Source organism: Paenibacillus sp. Y660 (assembly GCF_057221575.1).
Window position 1 is genome coordinate 1 of the sequence record NZ_JBXBBJ010000013.1, and the last position, 17919, is coordinate 17919.

The 17919-nt window shown below is 47.9% G+C and carries 20 protein-coding genes and 3 riboswitches; of the genes, 18 read left to right on the forward strand and 2 right to left on the reverse strand.

What is annotated here, in order from left to right; translation table 11 throughout:
• Positions 1–579: 579 nt before the first annotated feature.
• The 9 genes from AC2TDN_RS15580 (at position 580) to AC2TDN_RS15620 (ending at position 5732) form a co-directional block, all read left to right on the forward strand.
• The gene (locus tag AC2TDN_RS15580) at positions 580–1065 is read left to right on the forward strand and encodes a hypothetical protein (protein ID WP_484688734.1); all 486 of its coding nucleotides are present in this window, start codon (positions 580–582) and stop codon (positions 1063–1065) included.
• Positions 1058–1393 carry an HIT domain-containing protein gene (locus AC2TDN_RS15585; RefSeq protein ID WP_482067215.1) on the forward strand — a complete coding sequence of 112 codons (336 nt, stop codon included), beginning with the start codon at positions 1058–1060 and terminating at the stop codon, positions 1391–1393. The genes AC2TDN_RS15580 and AC2TDN_RS15585 overlap by 8 nt, the downstream gene beginning before the upstream one ends.
• Positions 1394–1714, forward strand: a complete 321-nt coding sequence (locus AC2TDN_RS15590; RefSeq protein ID WP_482067214.1) for a hypothetical protein — start codon at positions 1394–1396, stop codon at positions 1712–1714.
• Between the two features lie 218 nt (positions 1715–1932).
• Positions 1933–2763, forward strand: a complete 831-nt coding sequence (kduI, locus tag AC2TDN_RS15595) for a 5-dehydro-4-deoxy-D-glucuronate isomerase (RefSeq protein WP_482067213.1) — start codon at positions 1933–1935, stop codon at positions 2761–2763.
• Positions 2764–2788: 25 nt separating this feature from the next.
• Positions 2789–3583, forward strand: coding sequence for a DeoR/GlpR family DNA-binding transcription regulator (locus AC2TDN_RS15600; protein WP_482067212.1), 795 nt, complete (start codon positions 2789–2791; stop codon positions 3581–3583).
• A gap of 3 nt (positions 3584–3586) precedes the next feature.
• The gene (gene kduD, locus AC2TDN_RS15605) at positions 3587–4342 is read left to right on the forward strand and encodes a 2-dehydro-3-deoxy-D-gluconate 5-dehydrogenase KduD (RefSeq protein WP_484688742.1); all 756 of its coding nucleotides are present in this window, start codon (positions 3587–3589) and stop codon (positions 4340–4342) included.
• Positions 4343–4513: 171 nt separating this feature from the next.
• A complete protein-coding gene (locus tag AC2TDN_RS15610) occupies positions 4514–5077 on the forward strand; it encodes a hypothetical protein (protein WP_484688745.1) in 564 nt (187 codons plus the stop codon).
• Positions 5052–5378 carry a P-loop NTPase fold protein gene (locus tag AC2TDN_RS15615; RefSeq protein WP_484688748.1) on the forward strand — a complete coding sequence of 109 codons (327 nt, stop codon included), beginning with the start codon at positions 5052–5054 and terminating at the stop codon, positions 5376–5378. Before AC2TDN_RS15610 ends, AC2TDN_RS15615 begins: the two co-directional genes overlap by 26 nt.
• A 24-nt stretch (positions 5379–5402) precedes the next feature.
• Positions 5403–5732, forward strand: coding sequence for a uridine kinase family protein (locus AC2TDN_RS15620; RefSeq protein WP_484688750.1), 330 nt, complete (start codon positions 5403–5405; stop codon positions 5730–5732).
• 69 nt (positions 5733–5801) lie between these two features.
• Here the strand turns inward: AC2TDN_RS15620 and AC2TDN_RS15625 are convergent, their stop codons facing one another.
• Positions 5802–6227, reverse strand: a complete 426-nt coding sequence (locus AC2TDN_RS15625; protein ID WP_482067208.1) for a hypothetical protein — start codon at positions 6225–6227, stop codon at positions 5802–5804.
• A gap of 5 nt (positions 6228–6232) precedes the next feature.
• A riboswitch (cyclic di-AMP (ydaO/yuaA leader) is annotated at positions 6233–6394 on the reverse strand.
• Positions 6395–7111: 717 nt separating this feature from the next.
• Positions 7112–7310, forward strand: a riboswitch (cyclic di-AMP (ydaO/yuaA leader).
• A 92-nt stretch (positions 7311–7402) separates the two neighbouring features.
• A riboswitch (cyclic di-AMP (ydaO/yuaA leader) is annotated at positions 7403–7574 on the forward strand.
• 119 nt (positions 7575–7693) lie between these two features.
• On the opposite strand from AC2TDN_RS15625, the gene AC2TDN_RS15630 reads away from it, so the two are divergent.
• The 6 genes from AC2TDN_RS15630 to AC2TDN_RS15655 all read left to right on the forward strand — a co-directional run bounded on the left by AC2TDN_RS15630 (position 7694) and on the right by AC2TDN_RS15655 (position 15013).
• The gene (locus AC2TDN_RS15630; RefSeq protein ID WP_484688753.1) at positions 7694–8092 is read left to right on the forward strand and encodes an NAD-binding protein; all 399 of its coding nucleotides are present in this window, start codon (positions 7694–7696) and stop codon (positions 8090–8092) included.
• Positions 8093–8235: 143 nt separating this feature from the next.
• Positions 8236–8295, forward strand: a complete 60-nt coding sequence (gene kdpF / locus AC2TDN_RS15635) for a K(+)-transporting ATPase subunit F (RefSeq protein WP_484688921.1) — start codon at positions 8236–8238, stop codon at positions 8293–8295.
• Between the two features lie 19 nt (positions 8296–8314).
• Positions 8315–9991: a potassium-transporting ATPase subunit KdpA gene (kdpA, locus tag AC2TDN_RS15640; protein WP_484688756.1), complete on the forward strand. Its 1677-nt coding sequence runs from the start codon at positions 8315–8317 to the stop codon at positions 9989–9991.
• Between the two features lie 18 nt (positions 9992–10009).
• A complete protein-coding gene (kdpB, locus tag AC2TDN_RS15645) occupies positions 10010–12043 on the forward strand; it encodes a potassium-transporting ATPase subunit KdpB (protein ID WP_484688758.1) in 2034 nt (677 codons plus the stop codon).
• 29 nt (positions 12044–12072) lie between these two features.
• Complete coding sequence (kdpC, locus tag AC2TDN_RS15650; RefSeq protein ID WP_484688760.1) at positions 12073–12681, forward strand: potassium-transporting ATPase subunit KdpC; 609 nt, start codon at positions 12073–12075, stop codon at positions 12679–12681.
• Between the two features lie 4 nt (positions 12682–12685).
• The gene (locus AC2TDN_RS15655) at positions 12686–15013 is read left to right on the forward strand and encodes a histidine kinase (RefSeq protein WP_484688761.1); all 2328 of its coding nucleotides are present in this window, start codon (positions 12686–12688) and stop codon (positions 15011–15013) included.
• 74 nt (positions 15014–15087) lie between these two features.
• Here the strand turns inward: AC2TDN_RS15655 and AC2TDN_RS15660 are convergent, their stop codons facing one another.
• Positions 15088–15411, reverse strand: a complete 324-nt coding sequence (locus AC2TDN_RS15660; protein WP_482067201.1) for a winged helix-turn-helix transcriptional regulator — start codon at positions 15409–15411, stop codon at positions 15088–15090.
• 151 nt (positions 15412–15562) lie between these two features.
• Here AC2TDN_RS15660 and AC2TDN_RS15665 point away from each other — a divergent pair, with 151 nt between their 5' ends.
• The 3 genes from AC2TDN_RS15665 to AC2TDN_RS15675 all read left to right on the forward strand — a co-directional run bounded on the left by AC2TDN_RS15665 (position 15563) and on the right by AC2TDN_RS15675 (position 17884).
• Positions 15563–16327 (forward strand): DODA-type extradiol aromatic ring-opening family dioxygenase, encoded by a 765-nt coding sequence (locus tag AC2TDN_RS15665; RefSeq protein ID WP_484688764.1) that lies wholly within the window; start codon positions 15563–15565, stop codon positions 16325–16327.
• Between the two features lie 31 nt (positions 16328–16358).
• Positions 16359–17105 (forward strand): GTP cyclohydrolase II, encoded by a 747-nt coding sequence (locus tag AC2TDN_RS15670; RefSeq protein ID WP_484688766.1) that lies wholly within the window; start codon positions 16359–16361, stop codon positions 17103–17105.
• A gap of 200 nt (positions 17106–17305) precedes the next feature.
• A complete protein-coding gene (locus AC2TDN_RS15675) occupies positions 17306–17884 on the forward strand; it encodes a hypothetical protein (RefSeq protein ID WP_484688768.1) in 579 nt (192 codons plus the stop codon).
• The last annotated feature ends 35 nt before the right edge of the window (positions 17885–17919 follow it).

Below are 17919 nucleotides of genomic sequence, written 5' to 3' on the forward strand. Positions count from 1 at the left end.
TATCAACAGGCTTATGAGATTGTGAGTCAGTTTATTCAGGATTATAACCTTATCCGTATTCATGGCAGCATCTATGACTTATCCCCTTATGAATATAGGGAGGCAGTCAAGCAAGGAATGGTGATGCCGAAAAAAGTTAAAGTCTGATCAAGTTCGAAACGTTCATTTTAGAGTAAATGGCAGCAAATTAAAGCAATTTTACGATCGACATCGAATAAGAGGTGCAGTGTCCACAATAAGGGTGTTTGACCGCATTTATTTCTGTTCCATAATCTCTAGCCTGCATCTCAGGGTGACTCAATCTTAAGACATACTGCCTAGTTTCTTCGCCCATCTTGTACATAGAAATAAATAAAACAATGTAATCTAATCTTTAGCAAATATGGAGGACATTATGAGTATAAATCTAGTTAGTGTTTATGATCAAGCAGATATTAGTAAACTAATATTGGTGATCTTCACAAACCTTCCCAAAGAGGTTGTTTATACCTTGTATGCTATATGGTCACAAGACACTCAGAACCATACTTTCTCTGGATCGCATACCGGAGGTTATCAAGATGAAGCAACAACAAACGAATGATCCAATTTGAAGTCCGCTGCGGGCAAGACATTTTCGCCAGCTGTTTATCGGGCAGCTGCTGTCCGACTTTGCGAACTGGCTGGATTTTATTGCGCTTAGAGGTTCGGATTGCTCATTGGCGCAGTAGGCGCAGGCAGCGTTGCTGGCGCATTAATGGCTGGACAAAGGCGCGGATGGAGACAGCGGCCGATTGCCCATATGAGAACGGCGGGCATCGCCACCGGTTTCCTCATTATTGTGGTCGGCTTCGCCGGCATGAAATTTTTCCATATGGGGCCGTTTTGTGGCTGCCGTTATGCGCAGCGCTTGGGTATTGCGGTGCGCAAAGCGCGGTGCCGTTTGGCTATGTGCTGCAAATGGAGACGACGGATGAAACGGTCGGTCCGATATCTGCGTTAGCGAGTGCGCTGCTAACGAGCTGCTTCAGGTGGAAAACCTGCAAAAAGATATCTTTTAACGAAAGGGTGCACGTATATGTCTGAAGATTTTTATTGCGAAGAAGTGTTAAGCGGTCGAACTGTTGTAGAGAAGGTAATGGAGACGGAGCATGTGCTTGCCTACCACCACACCCGTCCATTCTATCCCGTGCACATTGTAACGATACCGAAAAAACATATTTCATCATTGGTGACTTTAGAGGATCATGATAACGATCTTCTTCTGGAGATGATGGATATCGTCAAAAAAGTAGCGTCCCAAGTCGTATCCGAGCATGGCGCATGCAGAGTTATAACGAATCTTGGAAAATATCAGGATTCGAAGCATCTTCATTTTCACATCGTTTACGGTCAGTCGCTCAACAAGAGCTGAATGCTGCTTTCTTTAATTCGACACAACTATTTTGATGGATATACGCTCATTAATGGTACGCTAGAGTTATCTATTACTCGGGAGTGCACCTATCCGATATGGCTATCAGGAGTGGGGCATGAAGGTGCTGCACCGTTATCAAAGCATTGGCAAGCTGACGCTGCTGCCTCGTCGATTGGCAAAATTCCAGCGATGCTGCTGTTCACAATGATTGGCGATGCGCTAGTGACGGAATCTAAGAACCTATTCATTACGACGTTGGTATACGGAATGTTTATGATTGTGTCTCTTTATGCCTATCGACGCTGGAAGCTTAATTAAATAGAATCCAATAAGGCCTCTTCGCAAATGATGCGATCAGAGGTTTTTTTGTGCATTTATCTAGCAGAATGATGGGATAGAGCCTTGAAGGTTTGTTTAAAATGTTCTTTTTATGTTCGTAAATGTGTGATATTATAAAAACGAACAATAACAAACCATAAGCGCTGGCTTGCGATGCAAGCTTTGCGCTATAAAAACTTTTAGGAGGCTTTTATCCAATGGAAATACGCCATACTACTAATCCTACTGATGTGAAGCAATATGATACGGAACGTCTGCGCAGCGAGTTTTTGATCGAGAGCCTGTTCGAGAAGGATCAACTTAAAATGACCTATTCACATTATGACCGGATGATTGTAGGCGGAGCGCTGCCGGTGAACGAAGCGCTTGAGCTGGAGGATGCGGCAACGCTGAAAACCGAATATTTCTTGGAGCGCCGCGAGATCGGCTTCTTGAATATTGGCGGGCCGGCTTCGATATCCGTGGATGGAGAGGTATACGAGCTGAACAAGCTTGATGTGCTTTATGTAGGTAAAGGGAAACGCGAAGTGCTGCTCTCAAGCGTCGACAAAGCGAACCCTGCGAAGCTTTACTTCTGTTCCGCGCTTGCGCATGCAGAAATTGCGACCCGCAAGATGACGATGGAGGAAGCGAACCCGACTCATCTTGGCTCACAAGAGACTTCCAATGAACGTATTCTTTACAAGTACATTCATGCAGACGGCATTCAAAGCTGCCAGCTTATGCTTGGCGTAACCAGCCTCAAAACTGGAAGCGTCTGGAATACGATGCCTTCGCATGTTCATGACCGCCGCATGGAAGCCTACTTGTATTTTGATATGAATGCTGACGCTCGAGTATTCCATATGATGGGCGAGCCTTCGCAGACGAGACATCTTGTTGTAGCAAGCGAGCAAGCGATTATCTCGCCGCCTTGGTCGATCCACTCCGGCGTTGGCACAAGCAACTATACGTTCTGCTGGTCGATGGCGGGCGAGAACTATACATTTACAGACATGGACGCCGTACCTGCAAGCGAGCTAAAATAGAAACATTCGCTACAGGGGGTGCGCTATGCTGGCAGCTGAACGGCATCGTAAAATTATAGAAAAATTAGAGCAACTTGGCGCGGTTAAGGTTTCAGAGCTAAGCGAGCAGTTCGGCGTTACAGAAAAGACGGTTCGCGAGGACTTGGAGAAGCTGGAGGAGAAGGGGCTGCTCAAACGTACGCACGGCGGAGCAGTGCTGGAGCAGGAGGGCGAGGATAGCCTTTATCCTTTGCAGTTCCCGAACAGCAAACATCAACAGGAGAAGTCCGCTATAGCCGCGCTTGCGCTTTCCTGCATTGAGCCTAACGACATTATAGCGCTTGATGCGGGCAGCACGACGCTAGAGATGGCGAAGCGGCTTCCGAATATGCCTGTAACCGTGCTTACGAATGATCTGCTCATTATTCGCGAGCTAACGCTGAAGGATCAGGTAAGGCTCGTAGTTCCCGGCGGTTACCGTCACAATAATCTGCTCATTGGCGCGGAATCGCAGGAGTGGATCAAGCGGCTGAATGTCCATAAGCTGTTTCTATCCACCACGGGCATTCATTTGGAATACGGGCTTACGATCTTTACAGAGGAATTAGCGAAGCTGAAGAGGCTGTATTTGGAGAACGCCAAAACCGTCTATTGTCTGGCAGATCATAATAAGTTCGACAAAGGCGCGTTAATTACGTTTGCCGAATTAAGCGAAATTGATTTTATCATTACTGATGACGGGATTACGTCCGAAGTTGCGGCGAAATATGAGGCGCTTCACATACAAATGTTGAAGGCAGAGCTTCCAGAAAGCGGGAAGCGTACGAGAGGGAGGACATAACCGATGGGTTTGTTTGATTTAACGGGGAAAACAGCGGTCGTAACAGGCGCTGGCCGTGGACTTGGCGCAGCAATTGCGCTTGGACTAGCTGAAGCAGGCGCCGATGTGGCGCTTGTCACGAACAGCACGCCGGCTGTTAAAGCAGCGGACGCCGTGCGGGCGCTGGGGCGGAAAGCGATTACGATTCAAGCCGATATTTCAGATCGCAGCAAGCTTGCGGGCATTATCGAACGCACGGTTGATGAGCTGGGACGCATCGATATTTTGGTCAACAACGCTGGCATTATTCGCCGGACTCCTGCTGCTGAGCATAGCTATGAGGATTGGCAGGATGTGCTCGACGTGAACCTCAATTCTGTCTTTGTCCTTTCCCAGCTTGCGGGCAAGCATATGATCGAGCAGGGCTCCGGCAAAATCATTAATATTGCATCAATGCTCTCCTTTCAAGGAGGCATTAACGTTCCCGGCTATACATCCAGCAAGCATGCGGTTGCCGGTCTTACGAAAGCGCTGGCTAGCGAATGGGCTGGCAAAGGCCTGCAGGTTAATGCGATTGCTCCAGGGTATATGAGCACGGACAATACGGAAGCACTTCGCGAAGATCCTATTCGCAGCGCCCAAATTCTGCAACGGATACCAGCAGGACGGTGGGGAACGTCTGAGGATTTGATCGGGCCGGCGGTATTTTTGGCATCCGCAGCCTCTGATTATATGAATGGCCATATTCTTGCTGTAGATGGCGGTTGGTTAGTCAGATAGAGCGAGCAAAATCAATAGGACTTTCCCTACGCAGCGTAGACTGCGAGAGGGAAGGTCTTTTTATTTTGCTACTATTTAATCTATAAGCCTCATTAGTGATTTTTAAATTAGATACTAGAGAGATTATAATAATCAAAGCTGTTTAATTTAATTCGGAATGGAGGATGCATAATGGAACCTATAATAATAACGCCAAAGGTTGGAATAGGCCCATTTAAGCTGGGAATGAGTGAACGAGAAGTACAAGAAACTTTTAAGGATTACGCTAATTATCGCAGCTCAGATAATCCATATAACCCTAGCTATTTTGAACAGTTAATTACAAAGTTCGGGTATGATTCAGATAACAAAGTTAATTTTATTGAGATTGGCAATCGATATGATGTACCCGAAATTGTCTGTCTTTATAATGGGATTGATGTTTTTAGAACTAAGGCTGATGAGCTGGTAAAAGAAATAGATAAGGAAACCCAATATGTTAGAGATCATGATTCAGAAACAGGGTATTCTTATATCTTTAATGAGATTCAATTGTTGCTTTGGAGAGAACGTGTATTGACTGAAGAAATCTTAAAATCAGAGGAGTTTTTAACAGAGTGGAGCCCTGAGAATCAAGAGCTTGAAAAACGACACTTTTACTTTACTACAGTTGCTGTTACATCTCCTGACTATCTAACTCAACTTTCGGATCTTATAAATCGATTAAAAAATGAGTTCTCACAATCTGCCTTGTAGATCGGTCTTCTTGCTTGCACGTAAGAGGACAATCCATCCATCTTGTATTAAAATAGGAGTAAATTCGAAATGCTTGGAGAGGGTCGTCATGCGCTCTACGATTGCAATTGGCATTGCTGGCGGGTCTGGCAGCGGGAAAACCACATTGAGTAAATTTCTTGCCCACGGCCTTAGCCATTTTAAAGTAAAAGTCATACATATGGACAAGTATTATAAGAAGGAAAGGCCGATAACGGTTGCTTCATTTTCTGGCAAAGCTTATGAAGATTTTAACGATCCGGCTGCTGTTGATCTGGATTAGGTATTAGAGGATTTCAATGAATCTTTGTCCGATAAGGATGACGTAATCATTATTGAAGGTTTTTTGCTGTTCCATTTTTCGCAGCTAAGAGAATGTCTTGATTATAAAGTGTTTGTGGATTGCCAGTCCGATGAAAGGCTCGCAAGACGATTAGGGAAATTTTCGAATGAGCGTCACTCCATGGATGAAGCGATAAGCGAATATTTGGATTTGGTGAGACATACCCATGATCGGTATGTAGAGCCGACACGCTGGTACGCGGATTTAATCGTTAATGGTTCACTTGGATCGCAGAAGGGAAGTCAGATTCTGCTGGATTGGGTATTGCAGAAGTTGGAGGGATCCCGGATATAGAGCCTGAAAAATAAACAGTCCAGAACCTAGTGCTTGTTCTGGACTGTCTATTTTTGGTCATGAAATCAGTCAATCCAAAGAAACATAGGAGACAGAACGTTGACGCAAAACAGATTCTTCAAGATCGCTGTTGTACGGAGACGAATCGGCGGATTGTGCCAGGACATGATTGACTGCAGAGGCGAATAGGTCGAGAATACGTCCGTCCTCATCCGTTTTGTCGTATTGAAAATGGTGTAGAGGCGGAAGAGAGACGCTGCCGATAAAGCTTTGGAGCAGATCGCTCCATCGTTCCAAGTCAATCGAATCTTCGGTGTCGCTCGCAAACAGCTCGCTCCAGCCGAATCCTTGATCACTTGTTAAACGGAGACAAATGCGGTGGCCTGCAGAATCGACTGCGAGAGCAGGGATGACGAATAGCTCGATTCGTGTGACGGATAAAGAAGGGGTCTGTTCCGTGAAAAGGTGCAAATGATTTGCACAATTGGTCAACATGAAAAAATCTCTCCTTTGTTCGCTTACGAGGTTAGCTGTCGGATTCGGGCTAGAGAGAATGCCCTACCAGGGTTACAAATCCCTGGATTCACCCCTTGCAAAACGTTAGAAAACGTTAGCGTTGGTTCCCCCGCTTTTTCATTCGAAAAATTCAGCGTTAATAGTGTACTCTTCATTATAATCCCTAATTGCTTATCTGTAAATCTTTCGAATTAAAACAATGATATGTACGAGATTGCTTGTTTGAATAAAACAGTCTCATCCCATTCGGATTTACCGGTTGAACAAGATGAACGAGAATCCGTCAAGCTCAAGGCTGCGGCTGCAAATAAATAAAAAACTCGCACGTCCTTTATCATCGAAACAGGCTTGGATAGCACGGGAGTTCCCACAGCTGCTCTACTAGATTCACTGGAATTGTTTCATGAATGGCTTCTGATTGCGTGATCATTCGTAATCTCTCCTCCAGTTCGCTTTCGAGGTTAACTGCCATAATCAGGCATGCCGTCTATAGTAAACCCGAATGCGATCATTGTAAAACAGTTGTATTTCGGGATATGGCATCCTTTAGCCATTTTACAAGAAAAACTATCAATATCTTTATAAAAAAAGCATAATTCGCTGGATAACTCGTTTATTCTCTTCTATTCTCCTCTTTAGAAAAATCTGATTATTTCCGCTGAAAAGTGGCTTGTGGGTGCATATCATTATTTTCGAAAATAGGAGTAAAACGTAGAAATAGTGAGATATATCGAGATCGAATTCTATGTAAGCGCTGCGAAACGTTCTGGGGGTCTGAAATTAGCTAAATTCGCCAGCGGGCTCTCTTTACAGTGGCGATAGCGAGGAGTAAGATTCGATACAGGATTTACTAATAAGTTTCGATTTGCTGATCGCTGAGTTTCCGTGAATGCGGAAAACGGGGGAACCAATAAATGAGCTTTGCGCATGTTCGATGTGAGAGTCGAACGGCCGTAGAGCAGGGGTGAATCTTTGACTGGTGCCATGGATACTGGTCAAAGTAGGGCGACTCTCACCGCCCGAATCCGACAGCTAACCTCGTAAGCGTGGATTAGAGAGGAATGATGAAGCTTGTGATCGATTAATGTCGACCACAGAGTGTCATAAGCCTCTGTGGTTTTTTGCTGCCCAAAAACAGAGCAGCTGCTTGAAATGGTTTTAATTTGCTGAATCCTGCAGCAGCAGGAACGGGGGAACCAACGAAGAAAAGGCGTGTATGTACGCTCTTTGCTTCATGGGGTGAATCGCTTGGCAGCAGCCAGGCGTAGGGCAACTCTCAAGGCCCGAATCCGACAGCTAACCTCGTAAGTGTACTCGAGAGAGGCAACAGCCATCGCGCTTCCCGCGGCTTATTTTAGCTGCGGGCATAAGAAGCCGCGGGATTGGTTCCTCTTATCCCAAGGCTTCTTTTTGTTGCCTTTTTTACCAAATGGAGGATAAGCAAGTTGTTGGAAGAGCATATTATCGTAGCTGGATACAACGAATCCGGCAAATCATTTATTCGAACTTTAATGTTTCATCAAATGAAATTTATCGTCCTGACAAATAGCAAGCAGGAGGAGAAGCAGCTCCGCAAGCAAGGGATCATAGGCGTGCATTATATCAATACAAATGATCGCCAAAGCTGGCAGCCGCCGCATTATCCGATTCAAGATGTTTTCATATTCGAGAGCAGCTTTGCACTAAGCTGCCGCTTTGTCCATTGCTGCCGGACTTGGACGACCAAGCCGATCTACGTGATCACGCAGCAGTGGAATCCGCGGGCCGTTTACAAGGGGCTCGGTGCGGACCATATCGTATACTCGCAAACCGGTGAAGTCGGTTTTCTTTTAAGTCACAAATAATGCAGGAGGGAATTCAATATGCAGGATGTTTATATGATCATCGCTTTGCTGGCCTGCTTTGGTTTATTTTACGGATTTTTGACTTGGTGCGGCAGCGTAATCGACCAAACGGGAGGCGGAAGCGAATGATTATCGTGATGGTTATGGCTTTATTTGTTTTCGTTTATCTCATCTATGCCTTAATTCATCCGGAAAAGTTTTAATGGAGGAGGATCATCTACGATGGATATTTTTCAATTGCTGATCGTCATTGCGATTCTGTTATTGCTAGTTAAGCCATTAGGAACCTACGTCTATCACGTATTCTCGAATGAGCATAATCGCTTAGACAAGGTGTTCGGAGGCTCTGAGCGGCTTATCTATAAAATCATAGGTTTAAAGCGGCGAGAGGACATGAGCTGGAAAATGTACGCCCTTAGCTTTATCGCAACCAATATCATATTGGTAGCTTTCAGCTATTTGATTCTGCGTTTGCAAAACGCGCTTCCGTTTAATCCGAACGGGATGGGGAGCATGGAGCCGACGCTTACGTTTAATACGGTCATCAGCTTTATAACGAATACGAACCTGCAGCATTACAACGGGGAAAGCGCCTTATCCTATTTCTCGCAAATGGCGGTCATCATGATGATGTTTACGTCAGCGGCTACGGGCTTCTCGGTTGCGATCGCATTCGTCCGCGGCATTACGAGCCAAGGGCAAGCGATCGGCAACTTTTTCGAGGACTTTGTCAAAGCGCATACGCGAATTTTTCTTCCGGTTGCTTTTGTCATCACGCTTGTGCTCGTTGCCCTTCAAGTGCCGCAAACGCTTGATCCGACATTGACCGTCAAAACGCTAGAGGGCGCGATGCAGCAAATTGCGATTGGTCCTGTCGCTTCGCTGGAGTCGATTAAGCATTTGGGAACGAACGGCGGCGGATTTTTTGGCGCCAACTCGGCGCATCCCTTTGAGAATCCGAATCCGCTGACGAACGTCATCCAGATTTTATCGATGTGGGCGCTGCCCGCTGCACTGCCTTACACCTTCGGCCTATTCGCCAAAAACAAAAAGCAAGGCTGGGTTGTGTTCACAGCGATGATGTGTCTGTTCCTCGTGTTCCTGAGCGTAGCCTACACGTCGGAGAAAACAGGCAATCCAGCGATAAGCGCGCTTGGAATCGATGCTTCGCAAGGCAGCATGGAAGGCAAGGAAGTACGGTTCGGCATCGCGCAATCCGCATTGTTCACAACGGTGACAGCGGCAGCGACGACCGGTACCGTTAACAATATGCATGATACGCTTACGCCGCTCGGCGGCTTGGTGCCGCTTGGCGAGATGATGCTGAATGTCGTTTTTGGCGGCAAGGGTGTCGGACTTATCAACATGCTTATGTATGCGATACTCGCCGTGTTCATATGCGGGCTAATGGTCGGACGAACGCCGGAATTTCTGGGTCGAAAAATAGAGCCGCGAGAAATGAAGCTTATTGCGGTCGCTATTCTTACCCATCCTTTCATTATACTAGTGCCAACAGCAATCGCCTTTATGACGGATCTAGGCAAAGGAGCCATCACAAATCCGGGCTTCCATGGCATAAGTCAAGTGCTGTATGAATTTACATCCTCGGCAGCGAACAATGGCTCCGGGTTTGAGGGACTAGGCGACAACACGCCATTTTGGAATATTAGCACAGGGCTTGTCATGCTGATGGGCCGCTATATTTCAATAATCGCGATGCTGGCAGTTGCGGGTTCGCTCGTACGCAAGCAGCCTGTGCCGGAGACGATTGGCACATTCCGCACGGATAATGGACTATTTACCGGATTATTAATCGGCACTGTGCTTTTAATCGGTGCGCTAACCTTTTTGCCGGTCATCGTGCTTGGGCCGGTCGCAGAATATTTGACACTCCGCTAACGGATGAGGTGAATGATAATGAATAGTAACCAGAAGAAGAAGCTGCTGCCCGCAGCTGCGGTTAAGCGCGCTGTGCTTGATAGCTTTATCAAATTAAATCCAGCTCTTATGATGAAAAACCCGGTTATGTTTGTCGTTGAGGCAGGTACATTTATCGTGCTGCTGATGGCGTTGTTCCCCGCTTACTTTGATTCGGAGGAGCGAATCGGCTTTAATGTAACGGTATTTTTCATTTTGCTGTTTACGCTGCTGTTCGCCAATTTTGCCGAGGCAATTGCGGAGGGCAGGGGCAAGGCTCAAGCGAATTCACTTAAGAAATCCAAGCAGGAAATGAGCTCGAACAAGCTGGTCGGCGACTCTGTAAAGGTCATCTCCTCGACGGAGCTGCGCAAGGGAGACATCGTTATCGTCTCCCAAGGCGAGATGATTCCCGGCGACGGAGAGGTCATTGAAGGCTTGGCTTCGGTAGATGAATCGGCCATAACGGGAGAATCGGCTCCTGTTATTAAAGAAGCGGGCGGCGATTTCAGCTCTGTAACGGGTGGAACACGGGTAGTCAGCGACCGGATAAAGGTGCGGATGACGAGCGAGCCGGGCGAGTCATTTATCGACCGGATGATTGCACTAGTTGAAGGGGCAAAACGTCAAAAAACGCCAAACGAAATCGCTCTGAATACGCTGCTGACGAGCTTGACGATCATCTTTTTAATCGTCGTCGTAACCTTGCAGCCTATCGCTAAATATTTGGATATTCAATTAGAAATACCTGTACTAATCGCGTTGCTTGTTTGTCTCATTCCGACGACAATTGGCGGCTTGTTATCCGCGATTGGGATCGCGGGCATGGACCGGGTTACCCAGTTCAACGTGCTGGCGATGTCAGGTAAAGCCGTTGAGGCAGCAGGCGATATTAATACGATGATTTTGGATAAGACAGGTACGATTACATTCGGCAACCGGATGGCAAGCGAGCTTGTTCCCGTCACAGGCAGCAATATTCAGACGCTTTCGGAATGGGCAGCGATCAGCTCGCTAAAGGATGAAACGCCAGAGGGCAGATCCGTGCTCGAATGGATGAAGAAGCAGGGCGTGAGCTATGACGCATCGCTTGCCGAAGGCGGCGAGTTTGTAGAGTTTAAAGCAGAAACGCGGATGAGCGGCATCGATTTGACGGATGGACGCCACGTTCGCAAAGGGTCTGTCGATGCTGTTCGCAAATGGGTAACGGCACAAGGGGGCAGTATTCCTTCCGATCTGGAGCATATTTCGAATACGATCGCAACATTAGGCGGAACGCCTCTCGCGGTAGCGGTTGACAGCCAAATATTTGGCGTTATTTATTTGAAGGACACCGTGAAGCCGGGGATGAAAGAGAGATTCGAGCAGCTTCGCGAGATGGGCATCAAAACAATTATGTGTACGGGCGACAATCCGCTAACGGCTGCTACCATTGCCCGAGAAGCGGGAGTGGATGATTTTATTGCCGAGAGCAAGCCGGAGGACAAAATTGCCGTTATCAAGCGCGAGCAAGCGGACGGCAAGATGGTTGCGATGACGGGCGACGGCACAAACGATGCGCCTGCGCTTGCGCAAGCGGACGTTGGCCTAGCGATGAACAGCGGAACGATTGCCGCGAAGGAAGCAGCCAATATGGTAGATCTGGATTCCGATCCCTCCAAAATCATCGAGGTTGTTGCCATCGGCAAGCAATTGCTAATGACGAGAGGCGCTCTAACAACGTTTAGTATCGCGAATGACGTTGCCAAATATTTTGCGATCATTCCAGCGATGTTTATGCTCGCGATTCCGGAGATGGGCGTGCTCAATATTATGAATTTGGGTTCTCCGCTCTCTGCGATCCTGTCAGCTCTTATTTTTAACGCCATCATTATCCCGCTGCTTATCCCTCTTGCTATTAGAGGTGTAGCCTACAAGCCGATGAGCGGTGCTAGACTGCTTAGCCGCAACGTATTCATTTATGGACTAGGCGGCGTCATCGTCCCGTTCATCGGAATTAAGCTTATCGACTTTGCTGTGCATTTGTGGATTTAATACGAAATAATGAAAGAAGGAATACGAATATGAATGATCAAATAAAAAGCAGTTCGCGTTTTCAGTTATCAACCTTTTTGGTACCTTTACGAATAAGCGTATTGTTTATGATTCTTTGCGGTATTATTTATCCGCTGGTCAGTACGGGAGCAGCCCAGCTGCTGTTCCCGAAGCAAGCAAACGGCAGCCTTATTGAGGACAGCTCCGGGCAAGTGGTAGGCTCTGAGCTGATCGGTCAAAATTTCACTGATCCTAAATGGTTCCAAGGACGGGTATCGAGCATTGACAATAATGCGGCGAGCTCCGGCTCGAACAACTTTGGTCCATCGAATCCAGCTTTGCTTGAGAGAATGAAAGCCTCAATCGAGGCTTGGAAGACGCAAAATCCCGATGTGCCGATTAGCGACCTGCCGATTGCGCTCGTTACAAACTCAGGCTCCGGGCTTGATCCGCACATCACGCCGCAATCCGCTGTTGTACAGATCGACAGAATCAGCAAGCTAACAGCTGTGTCCATTTCCGAGCTTGAGCAGCTGGTCAAAGCGAATACGGAAGGCCGCGACTTAGTCGTGTTCGGTGATGAAAGGGTAAATGTGCTGAAGCTGAATTTAGCATTGTCTGCATTGCTGGGGGGATAGCCGTATGGCTCCGCTAAAGAGGAAGACGCCTGAGGAGCTGCTGCTCTCCATAGCAAAGCTGCATCAGGGAAGATTGAAAATATTAATAGGCGCAGTGAGCGGCTCGGGCAAAACGTACCATATGCTGCGTGAAGGATGTCAACTGAAGCAGGACGGGATCGATGTGGTTCTCTGCGCGGCAACGCTTCTGCGTGCGGAAACGCTTGAGCAGGCGGAATCGTTCGAGCGGGTGCAAAGTATCCATTGGTCCAAGGATGGAGCGGAGCAGGAGGATCTGGATCTGGACGCGCTGCTTGAGCGGAATGCCGAGGTGGTTCTTGTTGACGGACTCGCTCACCGCAACCGCGAAGGCGCGCCGTTCAAGACACGGCTGGAGGATGTGCTGCATCTTCTCAGCAAGGGCATAAGCGTCATTACGACGATCAACGTGTACGAGCTGGAGGGTGTCGATGAGATTGCTTTAAAATGGACCGGCATTCGCACGCCGTGCACCGTGCCTGCCCATACGCTCGAACTCGCCGATGAGGTTAGGCTGATCGACGTCTCTCCCGAAACGATGCTTGCGCGGTTTGAGGAGGGGGAGCTCGGCTTGCAGCCTGATCCGGCAATATCGCTGCGCGGAAATTTGGCCGTGCTGCGAGAGCTGGCGCTGCGCCTCGTCGCAGAGGGGGTTAATGAATCGCTTGAGAAGCATCGCGAGGAGCTTGGACTTACAGGTCCCTCCGGCGCCTCTGAGCGCATTCTGGTTACGGCCCAGTATCATTGGAATGGCTCTTTGTATGTACGCAGAGGACAGCAAATTGCGAGAAGGCTCAACGGGGATATCATTGTCGTCTCCTTTATCCATCCGCAAAAGAAGTGGTCCAAGGAGGAGCGAGCTTTTAGAGCTTCTATAAAAAAGCTGACGGCTAAGGTAGGCGGAAGCTTCGAGGAGCAGCCGCTGCATAGCCGGCGGCGCTTGCCGTCCGCCCTTGTCAAGTATGCGGAGGAGCATCAGGTTACGCGCATCGTAATGGGACATTCCAAGCAGAGCAGATGGCAGCAGCTGTGGCAGGGCTCGATTGTAGACAGCATGCTGCGCAAGCTTAGGCAGATCGATTTGTTTCTAATGGCAGATCGCGCAGAGCATGAAGGCGAGCGGATTTTGCCGGTCAAGCAAAGGAGCGATTCGCGGAAAGCATTGTTCCATAGGTTCAGTCAGCAAGAGCGCGAGGAGCAAATGGAGTCGATGCGCAGGGGACATTTTACCCTCTATATCGGGGCTGCGCCTGGCGTTGGAAAAACCTATCGCATGCTGGCTGAGGCGAACATTTTGCTGCGCAAAGGAGTGGATGTCGTCGTTGGCATGGTGGAGACGCATGGACGCGAGGAGACAGCCGTGCAGATTGCCGAGCTGCCGGTTATCGAGCGCCAAATGATTCATTACCGCGAGACAAAGCTTGAGGAGATGGATGTAGAAGCGATTATTTGCAGAAATCCGGATGTCGTCTTGGTTGATGAGCTGGCTCACACGAATGTGCCGGGCAGTTTGCGAAAGAAGCGCTATGAGGATGTTATTCATTTGCTTGAGAAGGGCATATCCGTCGTGTCGACGATGAATGTGCAGCATATTGAAAGCTTGAACGATGCGATTGAGCAGGTAACCGGCGTCAGGGTGAGAGAGACGGTGCCGGATGCAATTATTCGGCTGGCTGATCAGGTAGAGCTGATCGATGTCACGCCGCAAATGCTGCAGCAGCGTATGCGCGAGGGCAAAATCTATGCGAAGGATAAAGTCGAGCAAGCGCTTGGCGCGTTTTTTACGACCGGTAATTTAATCGCACTGCGCGAGCTTGCGCTGCGTGAGCTGGCTGATGATGTCGACGAGCGGCTCGAGTCTTGGGACCGCAATCAAACGCTGCGCGGCGCTTTACGCAGAAGAGAGGTTATATTCGTAGGCGTCGATATTCATGCTGATGCGGAGCGGCTCATCCGCCGCGGCTTCCGTATCGCCTATCGCTTGAAAGCACAGTGGCATGTTCATTATGTAGAACACGGAGCTCCTTGGACGAGCGGGGCTATAAACAAACGGGATGCTTTAATGAAGCTGACTGAACGGCTGGGCGGCGTGTTCGAAATGTCCAAGGCGGAGAGCAGGAAGCATATTGCAGGCACGCTGCTCACAGCTGCGAGCCGCGCGAAGGCAACGCAGCTTATCATTGGGCAGTCAGACCGTAGAGCTTGGTACTCGATCCTCCGAGGCAATATCGTTCGCGAGCTGCTGCAGGCAGGACGCCATATGGATGTGCTTATCGTAGCGAATCGGATGGCGGGTAAAGAACATCGAATGTAAGGATAAACAAAGGGAATATCCTGTAAGCAGCAACGGCCGCTTGCGGGATATTCCCTTTGTTCCATTCAAACGGATCAGGCTTCTGTAATCAGTTCTATCCAATCCTGTGACCACACTTGTATTTCACGGATAATGGGCTCGAGTGCACGGCCTTTCTCCGTTAATGAATATTCTATGCGAACAGGAATTTCAGGATAGACATGCCTGTCGACAATTCCTTCATTCTCTAAATCCTTGAATCTCTCCGACAGCAGCCTGCCGCTGATCGGCAGAGCGGACTGAACGGCGCAGAAACGCTGCGGGCCTGACAAAAGCTGAAATATGATTAGGCCGGTCCAACGTTTGCTAATGATGTCCATTCCATTCTGGAAACGGGGACAAAGGTTAGATTGTTCCATGCATATCACCTCTTTTACTTCCAATAAGTATAACCTTAATATCTTATTTATACAAGCACACCTGAATAAAGTTAATTACTTGACTATCTATAGTTATAAAACTATAATTAGTTACAAATAGTAACTGAATATTCAAGGAGGCACTACCCTATTGAATCCGTTATTTCTAGCACATGGATCACCGATGCTCGCTGTCGAGCAAAATAAATATAGTCAGTTTTTAAAACAAACTGGAGCGGGCCTTGCACCTGACGCCATCGTTATTTTCACCGCGCACTGGGAGACCGAGGCGGTTACGATCTCATCCAAGGATGATGAATACGAAACGATTTACGACTTTTACGGCTTTCCGGATGAGCTGTACCAGGTTAAATACCCTGCTAAAGGCTCCACTAAGGTAGCTGCCCTTGTTGGCCATCTGCTTAGCGAAAGCAGCATTCAGTGTGCATATGATACAGAGCGTGGACTGGATCATGGCTCGTGGACGATGCTGAAGCATATGTTTCCGAAGGCGGACATTCCAATCGTTCAGGTTTCCGTTAATCCCTATCGCTCCGCCGAGGAGCAATACCGAATTGGCGAAGCGCTGCGCAGCTTAAGCGCTCAAAATATTTTGCTGATTGGCAGCGGCGTAACTGTTCATAATTTGAGGGCGGTGAATTGGGGACAGAAGGAGCCCGAGAGCTGGGCAGTTGAATTTGACGAGTGGCTTATAGAAAAAATGAAAAATTATGATATAAATTCTCTATTTCAGTATGAACAGCTTGCCCCGCATGCTAAAATAGCAGTACCTAGCGCAGAGCATTTTGTTCCATTATATATAGCGCTTGGAAGCGGCAATGTGGAAACGGCGCCGAAAGTCATTTATCGAAGCTATGAGTTCGGCACACTGAGCTACTTATCGATGCAATTTTAATCGTATATACTATATGAGAAGGTGAACGAATATGATCAAACCTAATATTGCAGCTATTATTAAAGATAAATTAAAACGAACGCAAAGCGGAAACGACGACATTTATGTCATTGGACCGGTTAATCTGCCGCTTGAACTGGACGGAGAAACGAAGAAGTTCCATTGGTATAGCTGGCTGCGCAAGGAAGCTGGCGAGGAAAAGTCACCGGAGGAGCTTGTCGAGGATTTGAATCGCTTCTCCTATGCGGAGCTTCAGCAGTCGAGCGTTCTCGTATACGGCGATTTTGAAAATAACGAGGATGCGCTCATTCGGATGCACAGCATCTGCCATACGGGCGATATTTTCGGAAGCGCAAGATGTGATTGCGGCTTTCAACTGAAGCAATCGATGCGCATGATAACCGATCACGGGTCTGGGGCTTTATTTTACTTAGCGAATCATGAGGGCCGTGGAATCGGCTTGTTCAGCAAAGCGATTGCTTATTTGCTGCAGGAGGATGGTCTCGACACGGTTGACGCCAATACAGAGCTGGGCTTTGCGGACGATTCGCGTGATTACACGGATGCGATCGCTGTGCTCAAGCTGCTGCGCGTCTTGCCGGTGTCGATCATTACGAATAATCCGCGCAAAGTGGATGCGCTGCGCAAATCAGGCATGAACGTGGCTGGAAGAGTACCGCTATGGGGCAATTCCTCGGTCTATAACGAAAAATATATTCAAACGAAAAAGAGTCGATCGGGTCATTTTGAACAAGAGAAGCGTTCGCTTGTGAAATAAATACTGATAATCATAAATGAAGAGAAGCCGTTTCTTGCGCAATAAGCGAGGGAGCGGCTTTTTTTGTCGAGAACATTTTAAGCTTGCGTATCGTCTAATACCTAACGAATTCTTTTTTCACATCGAATAAACAAGAGGTTCTGCTGAAGGAAGCTTGGCCTATAACGGAGGATACTGCTTTAGCGATTAAAGATGAGGCGGTGCGTGCGCTCGTACAGCATGCATACAAAGGCGGCTATAAGCTTGAGATGGTGGAAGGATCTATTTATCCCGTCGTCGATTACAGTGTGCAGGCTCATTATGGGAAATCGGTGTCGGAGCAGATGAATGCATACACCCGGTTGATGGCAGAAGAATCCGATAAAGCTGCGGCCAAGGATGGCGGGCTGATTATCACATGGGATGAGCTGGCTGCAAGGGCGCTGCTCGCTGAAGCATTCGTTACGAAGTACAAGGACTCGCCAGAGCGGGAAGCCGTTCAGAATGAATATGTGAACAAATATATGTCCATGTATATAAACGGTCTGGTCAATACGCCAATTCATGATACTGACACCTTTAAACTGCTTGATGAAGTGAAGGCGAGCTATAAAAAAACGGCAGCGGAAGCACCGGATTCCGTGACGGGACGCCTAGTTGCGCAGTTCTTGGATGTGCTCGCTGAATCGGGCGATCAAGTAATCGCGGTGAAAGACGGAGAACAAGCGGAATTAGCGTCTATAAAACAGTTTCGCGAAGGCCTGCGGGCAGAAGCGGAAAAGCTTTTAAAACAGCCATAAAACGACAAAATTATTTTGCGTTCCGGTTCCTTTTC